Genomic DNA, 18,650 nt, shown 5'->3' with positions numbered 1-18,650 from the left:
GAGGGACCCTATCCGTCACTCCACTTTTCAGTCGTGCTGTGGAGATCCAGTCGCCAGTCCTGGCCGACCAGGTCCCTGCCGAAGGAGCGGTGGGGCTTCTCGGCGGAGAGGACGAAGCCGTGCCGCTGGTAGATGCGCCGGGCGGCGCCGAGTACGTCGTTGGTCCACAGGACGAGGTCGCGGTAGCCGACCTCGCGTGCGAAGCCGATGACGGCGCCGACGAGCCGGTCACCGATCCCGAGCCCGCGCGCCTCCGGCTCGACGAGCAGCAGCCGCAGCCGGGCCGTCCCCGGCGCCTCGTCCCGTACGCACATCACGCACCCGACCGGCCGACCGTCCAGCTCGGCGATCCACACCCGCTCCAGATGAGGATCGTGATCCTCCGCGAAGTCGGCGACGATCCTCGCCACCAGCCCCTCGTAGTCGATGTTGAAGCCGTACTCGGCCGCGTAGAGCGCCGCGTTGCGCTGCACGATCCAGCCGAGGTCACCGGGGTCGGGCTCACGCAGCACGACGTCCTCGCGGCGCGGGGACCGGCTGTCGGAGAGAAGCGAACGGACCGTGCGCAGCGCCTCCGCGAGCCGGGGCCGGTCGGCGGCGGGCACGCCGGCGAGCAGCGAGGAGATGGCCTCCGTGGACCGCTCGTCCAACAGCCCGGCGGTCTCCCGCCCCGCCTCGGTGAGCGTGACCCGCCGCCGCCGGGGATCCCGCTCGGAGGGCGCCCGCTCGATCAGCCCGTCCTGCTCGAACTTGTTGAGGATACGGCTCAAGTACCCGGCATCCAGGCTGAGTTCGGCACGGAGATCGGCGGCGTCGGTACGGGCGGAGTGGGCCAGCTCGTAGAGGACGCGGGCCTCGGTGAGGGTGTAGGGGGCGTAGAGGCGGGTGCTGTAGTCGAGGGCGCCGATGACGTTCGTGTAGAAGCGGTTGAAGGAGCGGATGTCCTGCACGGTCATGGAACGGACCACCTCGCGGATGCCTGGAGCGCAGGGACAGCTGACTCAGATGGTTGACTCAGTCAGAGATATCGCTGCCACGAGGGTAGGACGCGGACGAGGTGTTCCTCAAGGCCCGGCAGCACTCCGGTCCTCGCCGCGATCCGGACACGGCGGAAGCCGACCCCCGACGCGCTGTCTCAGGCCCAGAACTCGTTGCTGCTGTCGATGTCCTCGACGCACTCGTCGAGGTCGGTGATCTTGTCCCCGACGATCCGGAAGACGAGGGCACCGGTCGCGTCGATCGACCTGCCCCGGCGCTCACCGGTGTAGCGGTGTGTGGAAACCACGTGCCCCCGGCCGTCGACGAGGACGTTCAGCGGTACGACGCGCAGGGTCCCGTCCGTCTCCTCGCCGAGCCGGCGGTACATGTCGATGATCGCGTCCTGCCCCTTGAAGTCCCCGGAGAGGGAGTGGCTGCCGGGGACGTGATGCGTGGCGTCCCCCGCCAGCAGAGTGCGCATGGTGTCCATGTCACCGCGCGAGAACGCGTCGTAGCCCTTGCGTATGAGGGCCGCGTGCGGGTGCTCAGTCATGATGATCGCCACCTTTCGGAGTGTGGGCGATGTCCGACCGACGAACCCCATTGTCCTCGGGTTCGGGGCACCACGCAGGTCAGGCACGGAGCCCGCCCTGGACGGAATCCAGGGCGGGTGGCGCGGGTGATGGCCGCCGTCGGCTTCGGAAACGGTCGGGTCATCACCGACAACGACCTCACGACCTCACCTCTTCACTGACAGGAGATGTCAGTGAACCTCCGGATAGTGGGTGCCATGATCCTCAGCCACCACTCCGGCCGGGCAGAGCGGCTGCTTGTGCCCGCTGCTTTCGCCACCGCTCTCGGCAACAACGTCCAACTCATCGTCGGTGCACTGCTGGTGATCAGGGAGCAGCAGACCATGATGGCCGTCGGCTGGCTCTTCATCGCGGTCGCCGGGCCGCAAGCGTTGTTGTCGCCCTTCTTCGGACGGGTGGCCGACCGCTTCGACCGGCGGACCCTGTGGATCTGCTGCGATGTCACCAGTGCGGCGCTGGCCCTCGGGCTGCCGCTGTGGCTGGCCTGCGGAGGCTCCCCCGAGCCCGGGATCTACGGCGCCAATCTGGCGCTCGCCGTGGTCGGTGCCCTGTTCTTCCCGGCAAGCTCCGCGCTGATCAAGGAACGGGTCCCGGCGGACCGGCTACGGCGGTTCAACGCCCGCTACGAGATGGGGACCCAGGCGGGGATGCTGCTGTCGGCGACGATCGGCGGGCTGTCCGTCCAGGCGTTCGGTGCCGTGCCGCTGCTGGTGTTCAACGCCGGGACCTTCATCGTCTCGGCGCTCTGCGTCGCCGCGGTGGGGCGTCATCCGGACCGGACGACGACGGCCACTGCTGCCGGGGCGCCGGCGCCGGCGTCTGCGGCGCCGAGCGGGCCGTTGCGCATGCGCCGCTTCATCCTCCTCTACGCCCAGGGGAGTGTGGTCGTCACGGTCTTCAACGCTCTGCTGCCAACCGCCGTCATTGGCGAACTCCACCTGGGGGCCGCGACGTTCGGTGCCGTGGACGCCCTCGGGGGCCTCGGTTTCCTGGCGGCCACCGGCGCCTACCGGATCGTCAGCAGACGCAGTCCGGACCTTCGCATCGCCGTCGTGGGATTTCTGCTCTGCGCTGTTGGCCTGGTACTGCAGAGCCAGTTCGGGATCGTCGGCTATCTCGTCGGGGTGCCGCTGGGTGCGTTCTTCTTCGGGCAGGCCAGGATCGCTTCCCGGACCATGCTGATGACGTCGGCCGACGAGGCTTCGGTGGGCAGGGTCTTCGGGCTGGCGAACGGTGGCGGGCTTGCGGCCACGGTCGGGGTGATGTTGCTGATCGCGACGGTCACCGACCACAGTGACACGCGCTACGGCTTCGGGGTCCTCGCTGCCCTTGCGCTGCTGGCGACCCTGTCCGCCGGACTGCTGCTGAGGTCGCCGACCCCCGCCCGGCCTGGTATCTCCGCCGGCCGGTACCGGTCGAGCACGGCCGCCGCCCTCTCCGTGATCTCGCGGCGCAGTTCCTCGGGAGCCAGCACCTCTATGTCCGGCCCCAGCGACAGCAGCGTCGGCACCGCCAGCTCGACCGACTCCAGCGGTACCGTCGCCGTCACCCAGCCGTCTGCTTCCGGCGGGCCCGCCGAGGCTTCGACGGCTCGGACCAGTGCCGCGTCCAGGCGGTCCGGCAGCGCGGACAGCAGCGCGGGAGCAATCCGGACGGAGGCCTGAAGCCGCAGTCTGCGGGCGTCGTAGACGGTGAGGTAGTCCTGCCAGTGGGCGGCCAGGTCGAAGCCGTCGGGGCGCTCGAAGACGTCCTCCCCGACGTCCAGACGGAGGATCGACGACACCCGGTAGGTCCGCACCGCGCCGTCCACCGCTGCGACGAGGTACCAGACGCCCGCCTTGAGGACCAGCCCGTAGGGGTCGAGCTCACGCTCGACTTCCTGCGGTTCGGCCCAGCGGCGGTAGCGCACCTGGATCCGCCGCTGGTTCCACACGGCATTGGCGAGCGACACGAGAAGGGGCGCGGAGTCCTGTTCCCGGTACCAGCCGAGCGCGTCGAGGTGGAACCGCTCTCGGACCCGGCCGGCTCGGTCCCGCAGCGGAGTCGGCAGCGCCGCAGTCAGTTTCAGCTGTGCCGCCGCCAGCACCTCGCCCAGTCCCAGGTCGTCCGCCGCACCGGGCAGCCCGGCCAGGAACAGGGACTCGGCCTCGTCGGCGTGCAGTCCGGTGAGCCGGGTCCGGTAGCCGCCGAGCAGCTCGTAACCGCCGTGGTGCCCGGCGTCCCCGTACACCGGAATGCCCGCGCCGCTCAGTGAGTCGATGTCCCGGTAGACGGTCCGTACCGAGACCCCCAGCTCTTCAGCGAGCTCACCGGCCGTCAGCCTGCCCCGGTTCTGCAGCAGGAGGACGAGGGAGAGGAGCCGGGCCGCGCGCATGAACCGATCACTCCCTGTCCGGGCCCGAGTCGGGTTCGTTCGGCCCGTATCCCATCCCAACACGCGCTCATGGCCTCGCCGCGAACATCGGCCTCAGCAGCCTCCCATCGACCCGTGGAACCCCCTCACCACGGCCACCGACCGCCTTACGGGCCTTCCTGGACCAGGACGGCATCCCCCGATCGAAGTCCTGGCGAACACCGGGCAGTTGACCTTGCCGGCGCCCCAGGTCCCCGACCGCGAGGACCTCACCCCACCCACCGCACCCGTCCCCGCCCGGACGCCCCCTGCCTTTTTCCTATCCCGCTTTTTCCTACCTCCGAGGCACCCCCGAAGACCCCCGAACCATCAACTCCCCCCGAACCGTGGCGATCCCCCCGGGCGGCGGCTCCTCACGCCCCATCGCGATCCGCCCCGCCCGGGCCCCCGCCTCCGACAACGGCAACCGCACCGTCGTCAGCGAAGGCACCGCGTCCACGCTGAACGGCAGGTCGTCGAACCCGGCGACGGACACGTCGTCCGGAATCCGCCGCCCCGACTCCCGCAGCGCGGCGCACGCCCCGATCGCGACGGAGTCGTTCGCCGCGACCACAGCCGTGAGCGACGGGTCCCGGCGCAGCAGCTCCAGCGTGGCCTCGTACCCCGACCGCCGGTCGTACCGCCCATGGACGGTCCACCGGGGGTCCTCCTCGATCCCGTGGACCGCCAGCGCCGCCCGGTGCCCCTCCAGCCGGTGCCGGGTCGTCGTCCGTTCCTCCGGGCCCGCGATGTACCCCAGGCGCCGGTGCCCGAGCCCGATCAGGTGCTCGGTCAGCTCCTGCCCGCCCCCGCGGTTGTCGAAGGTCAGTGCGATCGCCGAGGTGTCCGGCGCCGGCGGGCGCCCGCACAGGACCACCCTCGTACCCGCGTCCGCGAGCCGGCGCAGCTTGGCCGAGACCGCCGCGAGGTGCGGCGGGTTCTCCACCGCGCCGCCGGTCAGTACGACCGCCGCCGCGCGCTGCCGCTGCAGCAGGGTGAGGTACGTCAGCTCGCGTTCCGGAGAGCCGCCCGTGTTGCACACGACCGCCAGCCGTTCGCCGCCCGCGCGCCCTCCCGGGCCCGAGACCTCCGACTGGATCGCGCTCGCCATGATCCCGAAGAAGGGGTCGGCGATGTCGTTGACGAGAATCCCGACCAGGTCGGAGGTGGCCGCCGCGAGCGCGCTCGCGGGGCCGTTGAGCACGTAGTCCAGGTCGTCCACGGCGCGCAGCACCCGCTCGCGGGTCGTTGCGGCCACGGGATAGTTCCCGTTCAGTACGCGCGACACCGTCGCGGGCGAGACCTGCGCGCGGGCCGCCACGTCCGCCAGGGTCACCGTCATCTCGTCGTCCTCCGGTCGCGCGACTTGTCGCCTATCGCGTTGCTGTAAGTTGTCGTAATTTGCGTCTTCAGGTCCATACCGATGCAGACCCTATGACCTTTAGCCCTCCCTGTTCGCCCCCTCGAACAATTCGGCGTCTCTGTGCTCTTGTCCAGACCGCTGCACAGAGGCTAGCTTCTCCCTAGATAGAAAGCGCTTGCTGCATCGCTTGCCAGTAGGGCCGCCGGAGGCAGCTCTCCAGCCGGGCGTACGCGGCGCGGAACCGCGTACCCCGCCCCTGTGGCACCTACGAAGGGAAAGACGTGACACGCAAGACGGTGCGTATCGCCATGAACGGCGTGACCGGGCGCATGGGCTACCGCCAGCACCTGGTCCGCTCGATCCTCGCTCTGCGCGAGCAGGGCGGTCTCGACCTCGGTGACGGAACCGTGCTGTGGCCGGAACCGATCCTGGTCGGCCGCCGTGAGCACGCGCTGAAGGCGCTCGCCGAGCAGCACGGCCTGGACCCGGAGAACGTCTCCACGAACGTGGACGAGGTCCTCGCCGACCCGACCGTCGACATCTACTTCGACGCGCAGGTCACCTCCGCGCGCGAGGAGTCGATCCGGAAGGCGATCGCGGCGGGCAAGCACATCTACACGGAGAAGCCCACCTCCACCGGCCTCGAAGGCGCCCTTGAGCTGGCCCGCCTCGCGAACGCGGCCGGTGTGCGCCACGGCGTCGTCCAGGACAAACTGTTCCTCCCGGGCCTGCTGAAGCTCAAGCGCCTCATCGACGGCGGCTTCTTCGGCCGCATCCTCTCCATCCGGGGCGAGTTCGGCTACTGGGTCTTCGAGGGCGACTGGCAGAGCGCCCAGCGTCCGAGCTGGAACTATCGCGCCGAGGACGGCGGTGGCATCGTTGTCGACATGTTCCCGCACTGGGAGTACGTGCTGCACGAGCTGTTCGGCCGGGTGAAGACCGTCCAGGCCCTCACCGCCACCCACATCCCGCAGCGCTGGGACGAGAACGGCAAGCCGTACGACGCCACGGCCGACGACGCCGCCTACGGCATCTTCGAGCTGGAGGGCGGCGCCATCGCCCAGTTCAACTCGTCCTGGACCGTACGGGTCAACCGCGACGAACTCGTCGAGTTCCAGGTCGACGGGACGGAGGGATCGGCCGTCGCGGGTCTCCGCAACTGCCGCGTCCAGCACCGCAGTTCGACTCCGAAGCCGGTCTGGAACCCGGACATCCCGGCGACCTACTCCTTCCGCGACCAGTGGCAGGAGATCCCGGACAACACCGAGTTCGACAACGGCTTCAAGGCGCAGTGGGAGCTGTTCCTGAAGCACGTCTACGCCGACGCGCCCTACCAGTGGGACCTGCTGGCCGGCGCCCGTGGTGTCCAGCTCGCAGAACTGGGCCTGAAGTCCTCGGCGGAGGGCGTCCGTCTCGACGTACCGGAGATTCAGCTGTGACCATCCAACTCCCGGACGCTACGGGGTTGTTGCGGGCGTACGAGCCTCGCGCGACCCCCCTCGCCGTCACCCCCGGCACCCCCTTCACCTCCCGTACGGTCTACTCGGCGGCCCACGTCGTCGCCGACCCGTACGCGGACGTGTCCCCGGACTCCCCGGCCGCCGTCGACTGGGACGCGACCCTCGCCTTCCGCCGCCACCTGTGGTCCCACGGGCTCGGCGTGGCGGAGGCCATGGACACCGCCCAGCGCGGCATGGGCCTGGACTGGGCGGGCGCGGCGGAGCTGATCCGCCGGTCGGCCGCCGAGGCCAAAACGGTGGGCGGCCTCATTGCCTGCGGCGTCGGCACCGACCAACTCACCACCCCCGGCGCCTCCTTGGCCGACATCCGCAAGGCGTACGAGGAGCAGCTCGCCCTCGTCGAGGAGGCGGGCGCCAAGACGATCCTGATGGCGTCCCGCGCTCTCGCCGCCGCCGCGAAGGGCCCCGAGGACTACCTCGACATCTACGGCCACCTCCTGCGCCAGTCCGCCGAGCCGGTGATCCTGCACTGGCTCGGCCCGATGTTCGACCCGGCGCTGGAGGGCTACTGGGGGTCGAGCGACCTCGACGCGGCGACCGACACCTTCCTCGAGGTCATCGCCGCCCACCCCGACAAGGTCGACGGCATCAAGGTGTCCCTCCTCGACGCCCAGCGCGAGATCGACATCCGCCGGCGTCTCCCGCAGGGCGTGCGCTGCTACACGGGCGACGACTTCAACTACCCCGAGCTGATCGCGGGCGACGAGCAGGGCTTCAGTCACGCCCTCCTCGGCATCTTCGACCCGCTGGGCCCGCTGGCCGCGCAGGCGGTACGCGTCCTCGACACCGGCGACACGGCCGGCTTCCGTGAACTCCTCGACCCCACGGTCGAGTTGTCCCGCCATCTCTTCCAGACACCCACCCGCTTCTACAAGACGGGCGTGGTGTTCCTGGCCTGGCTGGCCGGTCACCAGTCGCACTTCACCATGGTCGGCGGGCTGCAGTCGGCCCGCTCCCTCCCGCACTTCGCCCGCGCCTACCGACTCGCCGACGGCCTGGGCCTGTTCCCGGACCCGAAACTGGCCCAGGAGCGGATGAGGAACCTGCTGTCCCTGTACGGAGTGGCCCAGTGACCGCCGCCGACCTCGCGCGCTTCAGCATCAACCAGATGACGGTCAAGCAGCTCAGCCTGCCCGAACTGGTCGACGTCTGCCTGGAGTTGGGCGTCCCCGGTGTCGGCCTCTGGCGTGCTCCGGTCCAGGAGTACGGCGTCGAGGCGACGGCGAAACTGCTCCGCGACGCGGGCCTCGCCGTCACCACCCTCTGCCGGGGCGGCTTCTTCACCGCGATCGACCCGGCGGAGCGCGCGGAGGCCCTGGCCGACAACCGCCGGGCGATCGACGAGGCGGCCACGCTCGGCACGGACACCCTCGTCCTGGTGTCGGGCGGCCTGCCGGCCGGCTCGAAGGACCTGTACGGCGCCCGGGAGCGCATCGCCGACGCCCTCACCGAGCTGGGCCCGTACGCCGAGAAGAACGGCGTACGGCTGGCCATCGAGCCGCTCCACCCCATGTACGCGTCCGACCGCTGCGTGGTCTCGACGCTCACCCAGGCCCTCGACCTGGCGGAGCGGTTCCCCGCCCACCAGGTCGGCGTCGCGGTGGACACATACCACATCTGGTGGGACGACAACGCGCCCGCGCAGATCGCCCGCGCCGGTGCCGGCGGCCGGATCCACACCTTCCAACTCGCCGACTGGACAACCCCGTTGCCGGAGGGCGTCCTCAACGGACGCGGTCAGATCGGTGACGGTTCGATCGACATGCGGGAGTGGCGGACGTACGTCGAGGCGGCCGGCTACACCGGTCCCATCGAGGTCGAACTGTTCAACGACGCGCTGTGGGCCCGGGACGGACGCGAGGTGCTGGCGGAGACCGCGGCGCGGTTCGTGGAGCACGCGGCGTAACGGCCGCCCGGCGGCAGAACCGTCCGTATCCGGTGGGACGCCGGGTGCGGACGGTTCCCTGTTTCCGGCCGTCGCGGAAATGCGGGAGATGCGGAAATACCGGATCGAGGGACGCGGGCGCGGAACCGTACGGATCCCTCCCGCCCGTAGGATCGAACGGGCGGTTCCCGTCCCGCGCAGCCCCAGATTCCAGCCCCCGACTCGAAGTCCCGAAGTCCCGAAGACCCGAACGAACGGACATCGACCCCATGTACGTCAGCCGGATCTCCGTACAGGACATCAAGTCCTTTCACGGACCCCGTCAGGTCGATCTGACGTTGACCCGACCCGACGGCAGTCACGCCGGCTGGACGGTTCTCGCCGGCCGTAACGGATCCGGGAAGACGACACTGCTGCGAGCCATGGCGCTCGCGCTCAGCGGGCCGGTGGTGGCGCGCAGTCTGGTGCCGGGGTTCGAGAACTGGGTGGCACAGGGGTCCGGATGGGGCGAGGTCCAGGTCGAGCTCACCCGGAACTCGCCGTACGACCGTTTCTCGCAGGGCCGGCCGCCCAAGGGCTCCTTCAAGGCGGGGCTCGTCTGGAGAGTGCCCCCCAAAGGCGCACAACCCGTACTGCAGGAGGTCCGCTACACCAGGGGCCCGACCAGCATCGCTCGCCGGGGCCCTTGGTCGGACAACCCGGAGGGCTGGTTCTGCGCGGCGTACGGGCCGTTCCGGCGCATGGCCGGAGGCTCCGGTGAGGTGCAGCGGCTGATGCTGGCGTCCGGCCCGGTGGCCCGGCAGGCGAGCCTCTTCCACGAGGACGCCTCACTCTCGGAGGGCGTCGCCTGGCTGATCGAACAGCATCTGCGGGCGCTCGAAGGCAGGGCGGGCGCCGCCGGGCTGAAGGCGTTCGCGCTCGCGCTTCTCCGGGACGGACTGCTGCCGGACGGCTACCGGATCATCGACGTCGACTCCGAGGGGCTGTGGGTCGAGCGGGACGGCAGCCGCTTCCCGCTGCGCGAGATGAGCGACGGATTCCGTACCGTCGCGGCCCTGGTGGTGGACATCCTGAAGCAGTTGTACGACGCGTTCGGCGCACACGCGTTCAGCGCCGACGCGTTCAAGGCCGGCCTCGGGGAGTCCGAACTCTGGAAGGCCAGAGGGGAGTCGATCGCTCTCCTGACACCCGGCGTCGTCATCATCGACGAGATCGACGCACACCTCCATGTCTCCTGGCAGCGTCGCATCGGCCCCTGGCTGACCGAACACTTCCCCCGCATCCAGTTCATCGTCACCACACACAGCCCGTACATCTGCCAGGCCGCCGACCCCGGCGGGCTGATCCGGCTGCCCGGCGTGGACGAGCAACGACCTCCCGAAGTCGTCGACCAGGACCTCTACGAGCGGGTGGTGTACGGCAGCGGCGACGACGCCGTGCTCTCCGACCTGTTCGGCCTCGACACGCCGTACTCCGAGCGGGCCGAGCAAGTCCGGGCGGAGTTCGTGGAGTTGGAGGAGCGGATCTACGAGGGTGACATCGAGCCCGAGTCGCTGGCCCGCTACCAGGAGCTCAAGGGCCTGCTCACCAGTTCACCGACAGCCCGCCTCGACGAGATGACCGCCCATCTGCAACGCCTCGCGGAAGAGATCGCCGACGGCGAGGAGAGCGGGGAGCACGAGGGGAGTGGGGTCGGGTGATCCGGCTTCGGCGCGCGGTCCTGCCGCCGGAAACCGTGATCCGGTTAGGGGAGTACACCGAGGACATCCGTCAACAGCCCTCGGAAGCGGAGCGCAGGGCCAGGGCGAAGAACCTCTGGGCCGCCAGCTCGGTCCGTCGGCGGGTCCGCCCGGCGCTCGTCGCGGGCCTGGCGGAGATGGCACCCGGCCATGAGCGCTGCATGTACTGCGGTGACAGCCAGGGAACGGACGTCGACCACTTCGAGCCGAAGAGCCTCACTCCGCTCCGCACCTTCGACTGGTTCAACCATCTGCTCGCCTGTTCGTACTGCAACAGCAACCAGAAGGGGAACCGCTTCCCGACCGCCCCCGACGGCACCGCGCTCCTCGTCGACCCGTCGGCCGAGGATCCCCTGGACCACCTCCGTCTGGTGCTCACACTGGGAACGTACAAGGCGCTGACGGACCGGGGCCGTTCCTGTATCGAGGTGTTCGGCCTCAACCGCAGACCGGTCCTGGTCAAGGGACGCAGGGACGCGTACGCGACGGCCAGGCACTCCATCGAGCTGTGGCGCCTGGCCATGGACAAGGGGCAGACCGGCAAGGCCAGGGAGATCGTCCGGGTGGCCTGGAACCGCCCCCTCGTCGACGTCCTCGTCGCCATGTTCCACCAGTCCGAACACCCGGCCGCCGAAGCCCTGTTCGCCAACGAGGCCGACATCCTTAGCCTGCTGCGCGACCCGGAACTGCGCGCCGCGTTCATGCACCTGGGCCGACGGTGACGTATCTCGGGCGGTAGGGCCTCCGACCGGCGGGCGACACCGCCTCCGGTTACCTTGAGGTCCTGGAAGTAATCGGTGAAGCTCGACACCCCCAGCCGCAGGAACGGAGACGCCAGTCATGTCCCTCGTCCGCGTCCACAACTTCTCGATCTCGCTCGACGGCTTCGGCACCGGTGAGGGGCTGACCCTCGACGCGCCGTTCGGCCACGCGGGCGAGGAACTGCACCAGTGGATGTTCACCACCCGGTTCTGGCACGAGATGACCGGCGGGACGGGCGGCACCGCCGGCCTCGACGACGCCTTCGCGCGCCAGTTCACGCCCGGGATCGGCGCCGAGATCATGGGCGCCGGGAAGTTCGGCCCGCCCGGCTGGCACGAGGACCCGGAGTGGAAGGGGTGGTGGGGGCCCAACCCGCCTTTCCACACACCGACGTTCGTCCTCACCCACCACCCGCGCCCGTCGATCGAGATGGAGGGTGGCACCACGTTCCACTTCCTCGACACGTCCCCCGCCAAGGCGCTCGACGCGGCCCGCGAAGCAGCGGGCGGCCAGGACGTCCGCATCGGCGGTGGGCCCACCGTGGTCCGCGACTTCCTCGCCGCCGGACTCGTCGACCACCTGCACACCGTGGTCGTCCCGATCCTGCTCGGCCGAGGCGTACGCCTCTGGGAGGGACTGGAGGGCGTGGAGAAGGACTACACCGTCGAGACCGCCTCCTCGCCCACCGGAGTCACCCATGTGACGTTCACCCGTACGGGTCTCTGAAGCCGTGATTCTCTGAAGGCGTGGGCCTCTGAAGCCCTACGCCCGCCGAGTCCGGCTCACAAGCCCACCGAGCCCGCCTCAGAAAAAGACCCCGCACCGCAGCAGAACGTTCGCGTACGGCCTGGCCTCCCCGGTCCGTACGACCAGCCGCGCCCCCGCCGACAGCTCCTTGAGCCGCTCGTGCGGGACAAGGGTGAGGCCGGGGCCGGGAAAGTGCCCGTCCAGCAGCTTCGCGGCCCCCGGATTGGCCTCCCGTACCTCCGTCGCCGCCGTGGCACCCTCCACGACCAGCTCGGCGAGCAGCCCCTCGACCACCTCGGCGAACGAAGGCACCCCGGCCCGGAAGGCCAGGTCGACGACGCGCGGCCCGGCCGGGATCGGCATCCCGGCGTCACATATCAGCACCCCGTCGCCGTGGCCCAACTCGGCCAGCGCGCCCGCGAGATGACGGTTCAGGATCCCGCCCCGCTTCACTGGGTTCCTCCGAGGATGCCTTGGCCTTCAGGGCGGGGAGGAATCGGACTCCTGCGGAGCAGGGCAGGGAGCGGGATTTCGCCCCAAAGGCGAAACATCGTCCACCTGAGCGGGTAGGCTGCACGCCGTGCGTTGCGAGAACCAAGCGCGTACGCCGTGCTGATCGAGAGCCAAGACAGCACATGCACCTCCAAGCTTTGCCGTATCAGACCGGGCTGGTTTCAACCCGGCTGGTGTTGATCGTGGAAGACCTGTTGGGTCGCTGACCTGCAGGCAGCGTGAGCCAGGAATCCCCCTGCTTCAGCTGGGGGAGGATTCAATGGGACCCACCTCGCACGGCCGCGCCGGTACCGCCCAGCGCCTCGACCTCCTCGGCCGTGGGGAAGGAGTCCTGGGCCCCCGCCCGGGTGACCGCGGCCGCGCCCACCCGCGCCGCGTACGCCGCCGCCAGGGCCAACGACTCGCCCGCGCCCAGCCGCCACGCCAGCGCGGCGGTGAACGCGTCGCCCGCCCCCGTCGTGTCCACGGCGTCCACCGGCACCGAGGGCACCCGTACCCGCTCCCCGGCCCGTACGGCGACCAGCGCGCCCTCGGCGCCGAGGGTGATGACGACCGAGCGCGGCCCGAGCGCGAGCAGCGTCTTCGCCCAGTCCTCCGGCGAGTCGCCCAGCTCGGCGTCCGCACCGGCGATCACCCGGGCCTCGTGCTCGTTCACGATCAGCGGATCGCAGGCGGCCAGGACCTCACGCGGCAACGGGCGCGGAGGGGACGGGTTCAGGACGAACCGGCTCTCGGGAGCCAGGTTCCGTACGACCTCCACGACCGACTCGAGCGGAATCTCCAGCTGCGCCGACACCACCCGCGCCGCCTGGAACAGGCTCCCCGCGGCCTGGATGTCCTCGGGCGTCAGCCGCCCGTTCGCACCCGGCGACACCACGATGCTGTTGTCGCCGGACGGGTCCACGGTGATCAGCGCGACCCCCGTCGGCGCCCCGCCGACCAGGACGCCCACCGTGTCGACGCCGGCGTCCACCAGCGAGTCGAGCAGCAGGCGGCCGTGGCCGTCGTTGCCGACCCGCGCCAGCAGCGCCGTACGGGCTCCCAGTCGGGCGGCGGCGACCGCCTGGTTGGCGCCCTTGCCGCCCGGGTGGACGACCAGGTCGGATCCGAGCACCGTCTCACCGGCCGCGGGCCGCCGCTCGACCACGGTGACCAGGTCGGCGTTGGCCGATCCCACGACCAGCAGGTCGTAGTCGTACATGAACAGTCTCCCCATACAGATCAGTTGTACCGGCTGACAGTCGGTCAGACGGCCAAATGCCCAGTTCGGTCGGTCCACCGGTCGGTCAGTGGGCAGGCCGGGCGCCTCGACAAGAGGCGCCCGGCCGTTCCCGCTCTCCAGTTGTGAGCCTGCTCAGCTTCCAGCCGCAAGCCTGCTCAGTCTCCCGCCGAGAGCCCGCTCAGCCGCCGAACGCCGCCACGTTCTCCTTCGTGACCACCTTCACCGGCACCATCACCGTCTTCTCGACGCCCTTGTCCTCGGCGACCCGCAGCGCGTTCTGCACCGCGATCCTCCCGAGTTCCTTGGGCTGCTGGGCGACCGACGCGTACAGCGAACCGTCCGCGACCGCCTTCAGCCCGTCCGGCGTACCGTCGAAGCCGATCACCTGCACCGACGTGCCGGCCTTGCTGCCCAGCGCCTTGATCGCGCCGAGGGCCATCTCGTCGTTCTCGGCGAAGACACCGCTGATGCCGGAGTTGGCCTGGAGGAGGTTGGTCATGACGTCGAGGCCCTTGGTGCGGTCCCAGTCTGCGGGCTGCTTGGCGACGACCTTGATGCCCGGGTAGGCCTTCAGCCCCTCGGTGAAGCCGGCGCCGCGCTCACGGCTCGCGGAGGTGCCCGCCTGGCCCTGGAGGACGACGATCGTGCCCGTGCCGCCCAGCTTCTCGGCCAGCGCCTTCGCGGCCAGCCTGCCGCCGGCCGTGTTGTCGGAGGCGACGAGGGTGGCGGTGTCCGCGTTGTTGACAGAGCGGTCGACCGCGACGAGCGGGATACCGGACTTGTTGACGGCCCGCGCGGCAGGCCCCGTCGCGTCCGAGTCCACCGGGTTGACGATGATCGCCCCGAGACCCGAACTGGTGAAGTTCTGCAACTGGTTGGCCTGCTGGGAGGCGTCGTTCTGGGCGTCGGTGACGGTCAGGTCCACGCCCAGCTTCTTGGCCTCGGCCTGGGCACCGGCCCGGATCTGCACGAAGAAGGGGTTGTTCAGCGTCGACAGGGACAGACCCACCTTCTGGCTGGTCGCGGACGACGAGCCACTGTGCAGCAGCGAGGTCGCACCCACGACCGCCGTCGCGACCACGGCGGCCAGCACGTACGTCAGTGCCTGCTTGCGCCGGTCCCCGCCACCGGCAGCCCCGGCGGGCGTCACCGAGGCGCCGCTCTTCCTGCGCACGGTGTCGAACAGCACCGCCAGCGCGATCACGACACCGATGACGACCTGCTGCCAGAAGGCGGACACCGAGAGCAGGTTGAGGCCGTTCCTGAGCACCGCCAGGATCAGCGCGCCGATCAGCGTCCCGGACGCCTTGCCGGTACCGCCCGCCAGACTCGCCCCACCGATGACCACCGCCGCGATGGCGTCCAGCTCGTACCCCTGCGCGGCCTGCGGCTGCGCGGAGGACAGCCGCGACGCGAGCACGATGCCCGCGGCGGCGGCGAACAGCCCGGACAGCGCGTAGATCGCCAGCTTCTGCCGCTTCACCCGCAGCCCGGACAGCCGGGCCGCCTCCTCGTTGCCGCCGATCGCGTACATGGAGCGACCCAGGTACGTACGGCCGAGAACGAACGCGGTGACGAGCCCCATGGCCACCATCACCAGCACGGGCACCGGCAGCCAGCCGCCCAGCGTGTCACCGAGGTGCGAGACCGAGTCGGGGAACGCGATCGGCGAACCCTGCGAGATCACCAGGGAGAGCCCACGCCCCACCGACAGCATGGCGAGCGTCGCGATGAACGGCGGCAGTTTGCCGTACGAGATCAGGAAGCCGTTGACCAGGCCGCACGCGATGCCGGTGAGGACGGCCAGCACGACCGCGATCGCGACCGGCACGCCCTCCGAAGTCGCCGCCCAGGCAAGGACGGTGGCCGACAGCGCGGCGACGGAACCGACCGACAGGTCGATGCCCGCCGAGACGATCACGAAGGTGACACCGAAGGCGAGGACGGCCGTCACGGCCGCCTGGACGCCCACGTTGAGCAGGTTGTCCGTCGTCAGGAAGTCGCCGGACAGCGCCGACATCGCGATGACGAGGACGATGAGCGCGGTCAGCGCCCCGTTGTCGAGCAGGATGCGACGCAGGCCGCTCGTGGCGGCACTCGCGCCACTCGCGCCCGTCGTTCCCTTGAGCGTGTCAGTGGCCACGGGAGCCCTCCACAGCAGTCGTTCCCTTGTTGGTGTTCATGGTGTTGTTGCTGACGTTCGTGCTGACGGCGAGCGCCATCACGGAGTCCTGGGTGGCCTCGGCGGCCGTGAGTTCACCGGCGATCCGGCCCTGCGCCATGACCAGCACCCGGTCGCTCATCCCGAGCACCTCGGGCAGATCGCTGGAGATCATCAGTACGGCGGCACCGGCGGCCGTCAGCTCGTTGATCAGCTGGTAGATCTCGACCTTGGCGCCGACGTCGATACCCCGGGTCGGCTCGTCGAGGATCAGCACCCGGGTGTCCGCGAGCAGCCACTTGCCGATGACGACCTTCTGCTGGTTGCCCCCGGAGAGGGTGCGCACCTGCTGGCCGAGCCCGGCCATCCGTACGCCCAGCTGCTCGGCGACCTTCGCGGCTGCGGCCCGCTGCCCCTTGAGGTCGACCAGCCCGCCCCTGGTGGCGGCCCGCAGGGTGACCAGGCCGAGGTTCTCCTCGACGGAGGCGTCGAGGACCAGCCCCTGCCCCTTGCGGTCCTCGGGCACGAGCCCGATCCCGGCGGCCATGGCGGCCCCGACATCGCTCCCGCGCACCTCGGCGCCCGCGACGGACACGGACCCCTGGTCGTACGGATCGGCGCCGAACACCGCGCGCGCGACCTCGGTACGCCCGGCCCCGACCAGCCCCGCGATGCCGACGACCTCACCGGCCCGCACCTCGAAGCTCACGTCGTGGAAGACGCCGTCCCGGCTGAGCCCCTTCACCGTGAGAAGCGCGGTGCCCGCCTCGGTGGCCTCCCTCGGGTACTGCTGTTCGATCGACCGTCCGACCATGAGCCGTACGAGCTCGTCCTCGGGCGTGTCGGCGGGCACCTGCCCGACGCTCTTCCCGTCCCGGATCACCGTCACCCGGTCCCCGAGGGCGGCGATCTCGTCCAGGTGATGGGTGATGAAGACGATCCCGACCCCGTCCTCGCGCAGCGTGCGCACGATCGAGAACAGCTTCTCGACCTCTTCGGAGGTGAGGACGGCGGTCGGCTCGTCCATGATCAGCACGCGTGCGTTCAGGCTCAGCGCCTTCGCGATCTCGACCATCTGGAGCCGCGCGATACCGAGTTCACGCACCCGCGCGCGTGGAGACACGTTCACACCCACGCGCTCCAACAGCACGGCCGCGTCGGCCTCCATCCGCTTGCGGTCGATCATCCCGTAGCGGCGCGGCTGCCGCCCCAGGAAGATGTTCTCGGCGACCGTCAGATCGGGGACGAGGTTGAACTCCTGGTAGATGGTGGCGATCCCGAGCCGTTCGGAATCCTGCGCACCATGGATACGGGTCTCCTCGCCGTCGACGAGGACACGGCCGGCATCGGGGCGGTAGGCGCCGGAGAGCATCTTGATGAGGGTGCTCTTGCCCGCGCCGTTCTCGCCGAGCAGTACGTGCACCTCGCCGCGCCGCAGCTCGAAGTCGACGCCGTCGAGCGCGACCACGCCGGGAAAGGACTTCCGTATGCCTTCGATGCGCAGCAACTCGTCCTGGTTGCTCACGGCTGACTCCTGTTCGTCACGGGGGGCTGTGCGGGGGTCTGTACAGAGGGAGTTGGGGGAGTCGGCTCACCGCACGAGCGTCGTACGACGAGGTGCGCGGCCAGCGTCACGGACTGCGGAGGGCGGCCCTCGATCATGTCGACCAGCGCCCGGACGGCGGCCCGCCCCAGTTCGCCGGTCGGCTGCGCGATGGCCGTGACGGGCGGATCGGTGTGCACGAACCACGGGATGTCGTCGAAGGCCGCGAGCGCGATGTCCCGCGGAACACGCATCCCACGCGCGCGTACGGCGTCCAGCGCGCCCAGCGCCATCAGGTTGTCGGCCGCGAACACGACCTCGGGCGGCTCGGCCAGATCGAGGAAGGCGTCCGTCACCCGGCGCCCGCTCTCGGCCTGGAAGTCGCCCTGCCCGATGTAGGCGTCGGGGAGCGGCAGCCCGTACTCGGCCAGGGCCTCTCTGAAGGCCTCCACGCGCTCACTGCCGGTGGTGGTGGCCGCCGGGCCCGCGATGATCGCGAGCCGCCGGTGCCCGAGCCTGTACAGGTGGGACACGAGCTCCCGGACCGCCGTCCGCCCGTCCGCCCGTACGACCGGCACGTCCACGCCCGGGATCCAGCGGTCCACGAAGACCATCGGGGTGCCCCCGCGCGCGGTGTCCAGCATCAGCGGGGAGCCGCCGTCGGTGGGGGAGACGAGGAGGCCGTCGATACGGCGGTCCAGCAGGGTCCGTACGTGGTGGTCCTGGAGGTCGGGGCGTTCGTCGGCGTTGCCGATGATCACGCTGTAGCCGAGGGCGCGCGCCTCCTCCTCGACCGAGCGGGCCAGGGTCGTGAAGTAGGGGTTCAGCACGTCGCTGATGACCAGGCCGAGGGTGCGGGTCTGGTCGGTGCGCAGGGAGCGGGCGACGGCGTTCGGGCGGTAGCCCAGCGCCTCGACGGCGGCCAGTACGCGTGCGCGTGCGTCCGCGCTGACCGACGGATGGTCGTTCAGGACCCGCGACACCGTGGCGACGGACACGCCCGCCTCGGCGGCGACGTCCTTGATGCTCGCCATCGCCGGACCACCTCCTTGTGGTTCCGTAGCCGCGTGGAATCGTTTACACGGCTGACCGGAGACCGATGGAATCGATTACACGCACATAAATCAAGCCCCTGGCCGGTTCTCGATACCGGATCGTGATGGAGGGAGCGTGAGCGCTTCTGTGAGCAGTCTCAGGATGTGATCAAGGCGTGTTCAATTCCCGAAGGCACA

General features: G+C 70.2%; 15 protein-coding genes and 1 pseudogene. 7 read left to right on the top strand and 9 right to left on the bottom strand.

Annotation, left to right across the window (positions count from 1 at the left end; genetic code table 11):
• Positions 1-8: 8 nt before the first annotated feature.
• Both OG241_RS20425 and OG241_RS20420 read right to left on the bottom strand, forming a co-directional pair.
• Positions 9-956, bottom strand: a complete 948-nt coding sequence (locus OG241_RS20425) for a GNAT family N-acetyltransferase (RefSeq protein ID WP_405816971.1) — start codon at positions 954-956, stop codon at positions 9-11.
• Between the two features lie 179 nt (positions 957-1,135).
• Complete coding sequence (locus tag OG241_RS20420) at positions 1,136-1,531, bottom strand: nuclear transport factor 2 family protein (RefSeq protein ID WP_405816970.1); 396 nt, start codon at positions 1,529-1,531, stop codon at positions 1,136-1,138.
• A gap of 207 nt (positions 1,532-1,738) precedes the next feature.
• On the opposite strand from OG241_RS20420, the pseudogene OG241_RS20415 reads away from it, so the two are divergent.
• Positions 1,739-2,794 (top strand): annotated as a pseudogene (locus OG241_RS20415) (MFS transporter); the annotation flags it as partial.
• A gap of 80 nt (positions 2,795-2,874) precedes the next feature.
• On the opposite strand, the gene OG241_RS20410 reads toward OG241_RS20415, so the two are convergent.
• Together OG241_RS20410 and OG241_RS20405 are read right to left on the bottom strand one after the other, a co-directional pair.
• Complete coding sequence (locus tag OG241_RS20410) at positions 2,875-3,945, bottom strand: helix-turn-helix transcriptional regulator (RefSeq protein ID WP_405816969.1); 1,071 nt, start codon at positions 3,943-3,945, stop codon at positions 2,875-2,877.
• 313 nt (positions 3,946-4,258) lie between these two features.
• Positions 4,259-5,305 (bottom strand): LacI family DNA-binding transcriptional regulator, encoded by a 1,047-nt coding sequence (locus OG241_RS20405; protein ID WP_405816968.1) that lies wholly within the window; start codon positions 5,303-5,305, stop codon positions 4,259-4,261.
• 302 nt (positions 5,306-5,607) lie between these two features.
• On the opposite strand from OG241_RS20405, the gene OG241_RS20400 reads away from it, so the two are divergent.
• The 6 genes from OG241_RS20400 (at position 5,608) to OG241_RS20375 (ending at position 11,958) form a co-directional block, all read left to right on the top strand.
• On the top strand, positions 5,608-6,765 hold the full coding sequence (locus OG241_RS20400; RefSeq protein WP_405816967.1) for a Gfo/Idh/MocA family protein: 1,158 nt from the start codon (positions 5,608-5,610) through the stop codon (positions 6,763-6,765).
• On the top strand, positions 6,762-7,919 hold the full coding sequence (locus OG241_RS20395; protein WP_405816966.1) for a dihydrodipicolinate synthase family protein: 1,158 nt from the start codon (positions 6,762-6,764) through the stop codon (positions 7,917-7,919). The genes OG241_RS20400 and OG241_RS20395 overlap by 4 nt, the downstream gene beginning before the upstream one ends.
• 35 nt (positions 7,920-7,954) lie before the next feature.
• Positions 7,955-8,752 (top strand): sugar phosphate isomerase/epimerase family protein, encoded by a 798-nt coding sequence (locus tag OG241_RS20390; RefSeq protein WP_405826332.1) that lies wholly within the window; start codon positions 7,955-7,957, stop codon positions 8,750-8,752.
• Positions 8,753-9,000: 248 nt separating this feature from the next.
• Positions 9,001-10,431 (top strand): AAA family ATPase, encoded by a 1,431-nt coding sequence (locus tag OG241_RS20385; protein ID WP_405816965.1) that lies wholly within the window; start codon positions 9,001-9,003, stop codon positions 10,429-10,431.
• Positions 10,428-11,192: an HNH endonuclease gene (locus OG241_RS20380; RefSeq protein WP_405816964.1), complete on the top strand. Its 765-nt coding sequence runs from the start codon at positions 10,428-10,430 to the stop codon at positions 11,190-11,192. Before OG241_RS20385 ends, OG241_RS20380 begins: the two co-directional genes overlap by 4 nt.
• Before the next feature lie 118 nt (positions 11,193-11,310).
• On the top strand, positions 11,311-11,958 hold the full coding sequence (locus tag OG241_RS20375; protein WP_405816963.1) for a dihydrofolate reductase family protein: 648 nt from the start codon (positions 11,311-11,313) through the stop codon (positions 11,956-11,958).
• 78 nt (positions 11,959-12,036) lie between these two features.
• On the opposite strand, the gene rbsD is transcribed toward OG241_RS20375, so the two are convergent.
• The 5 genes from rbsD to OG241_RS20350 all read right to left on the bottom strand — a co-directional run bounded on the left by rbsD (position 12,037) and on the right by OG241_RS20350 (position 18,452).
• Positions 12,037-12,432: a D-ribose pyranase gene (rbsD, locus tag OG241_RS20370; RefSeq protein ID WP_405816962.1), complete on the bottom strand. Its 396-nt coding sequence runs from the start codon at positions 12,430-12,432 to the stop codon at positions 12,037-12,039.
• Positions 12,433-12,748: 316 nt separating this feature from the next.
• Positions 12,749-13,693 (bottom strand): ribokinase, encoded by a 945-nt coding sequence (locus tag OG241_RS20365; RefSeq protein WP_405826330.1) that lies wholly within the window; start codon positions 13,691-13,693, stop codon positions 12,749-12,751.
• Between the two features lie 199 nt (positions 13,694-13,892).
• The gene (locus OG241_RS20360) at positions 13,893-15,857 is read right to left on the bottom strand and encodes a substrate-binding domain-containing protein (protein WP_405816961.1); all 1,965 of its coding nucleotides are present in this window, start codon (positions 15,855-15,857) and stop codon (positions 13,893-13,895) included.
• Complete coding sequence (locus OG241_RS20355; protein ID WP_405816960.1) at positions 15,847-17,400, bottom strand: sugar ABC transporter ATP-binding protein; 1,554 nt, start codon at positions 17,398-17,400, stop codon at positions 15,847-15,849. The genes OG241_RS20360 and OG241_RS20355 overlap by 11 nt, the downstream gene beginning before the upstream one ends.
• On the bottom strand, positions 17,397-18,452 hold the full coding sequence (locus OG241_RS20350; protein WP_405816959.1) for a LacI family DNA-binding transcriptional regulator: 1,056 nt from the start codon (positions 18,450-18,452) through the stop codon (positions 17,397-17,399). The genes OG241_RS20355 and OG241_RS20350 overlap by 4 nt, the downstream gene beginning before the upstream one ends.
• Positions 18,453-18,650 lie beyond the last annotated feature (198 nt).

The sequence above is a fragment of the Streptomyces sp. NBC_01390 genome, from assembly GCF_045040105.1.
GTDB lineage: Bacteria > Actinomycetota > Actinomycetes > Streptomycetales > Streptomycetaceae > Streptomyces.
This window is presented reverse-complemented; position numbering and strand designations above follow the sequence as displayed.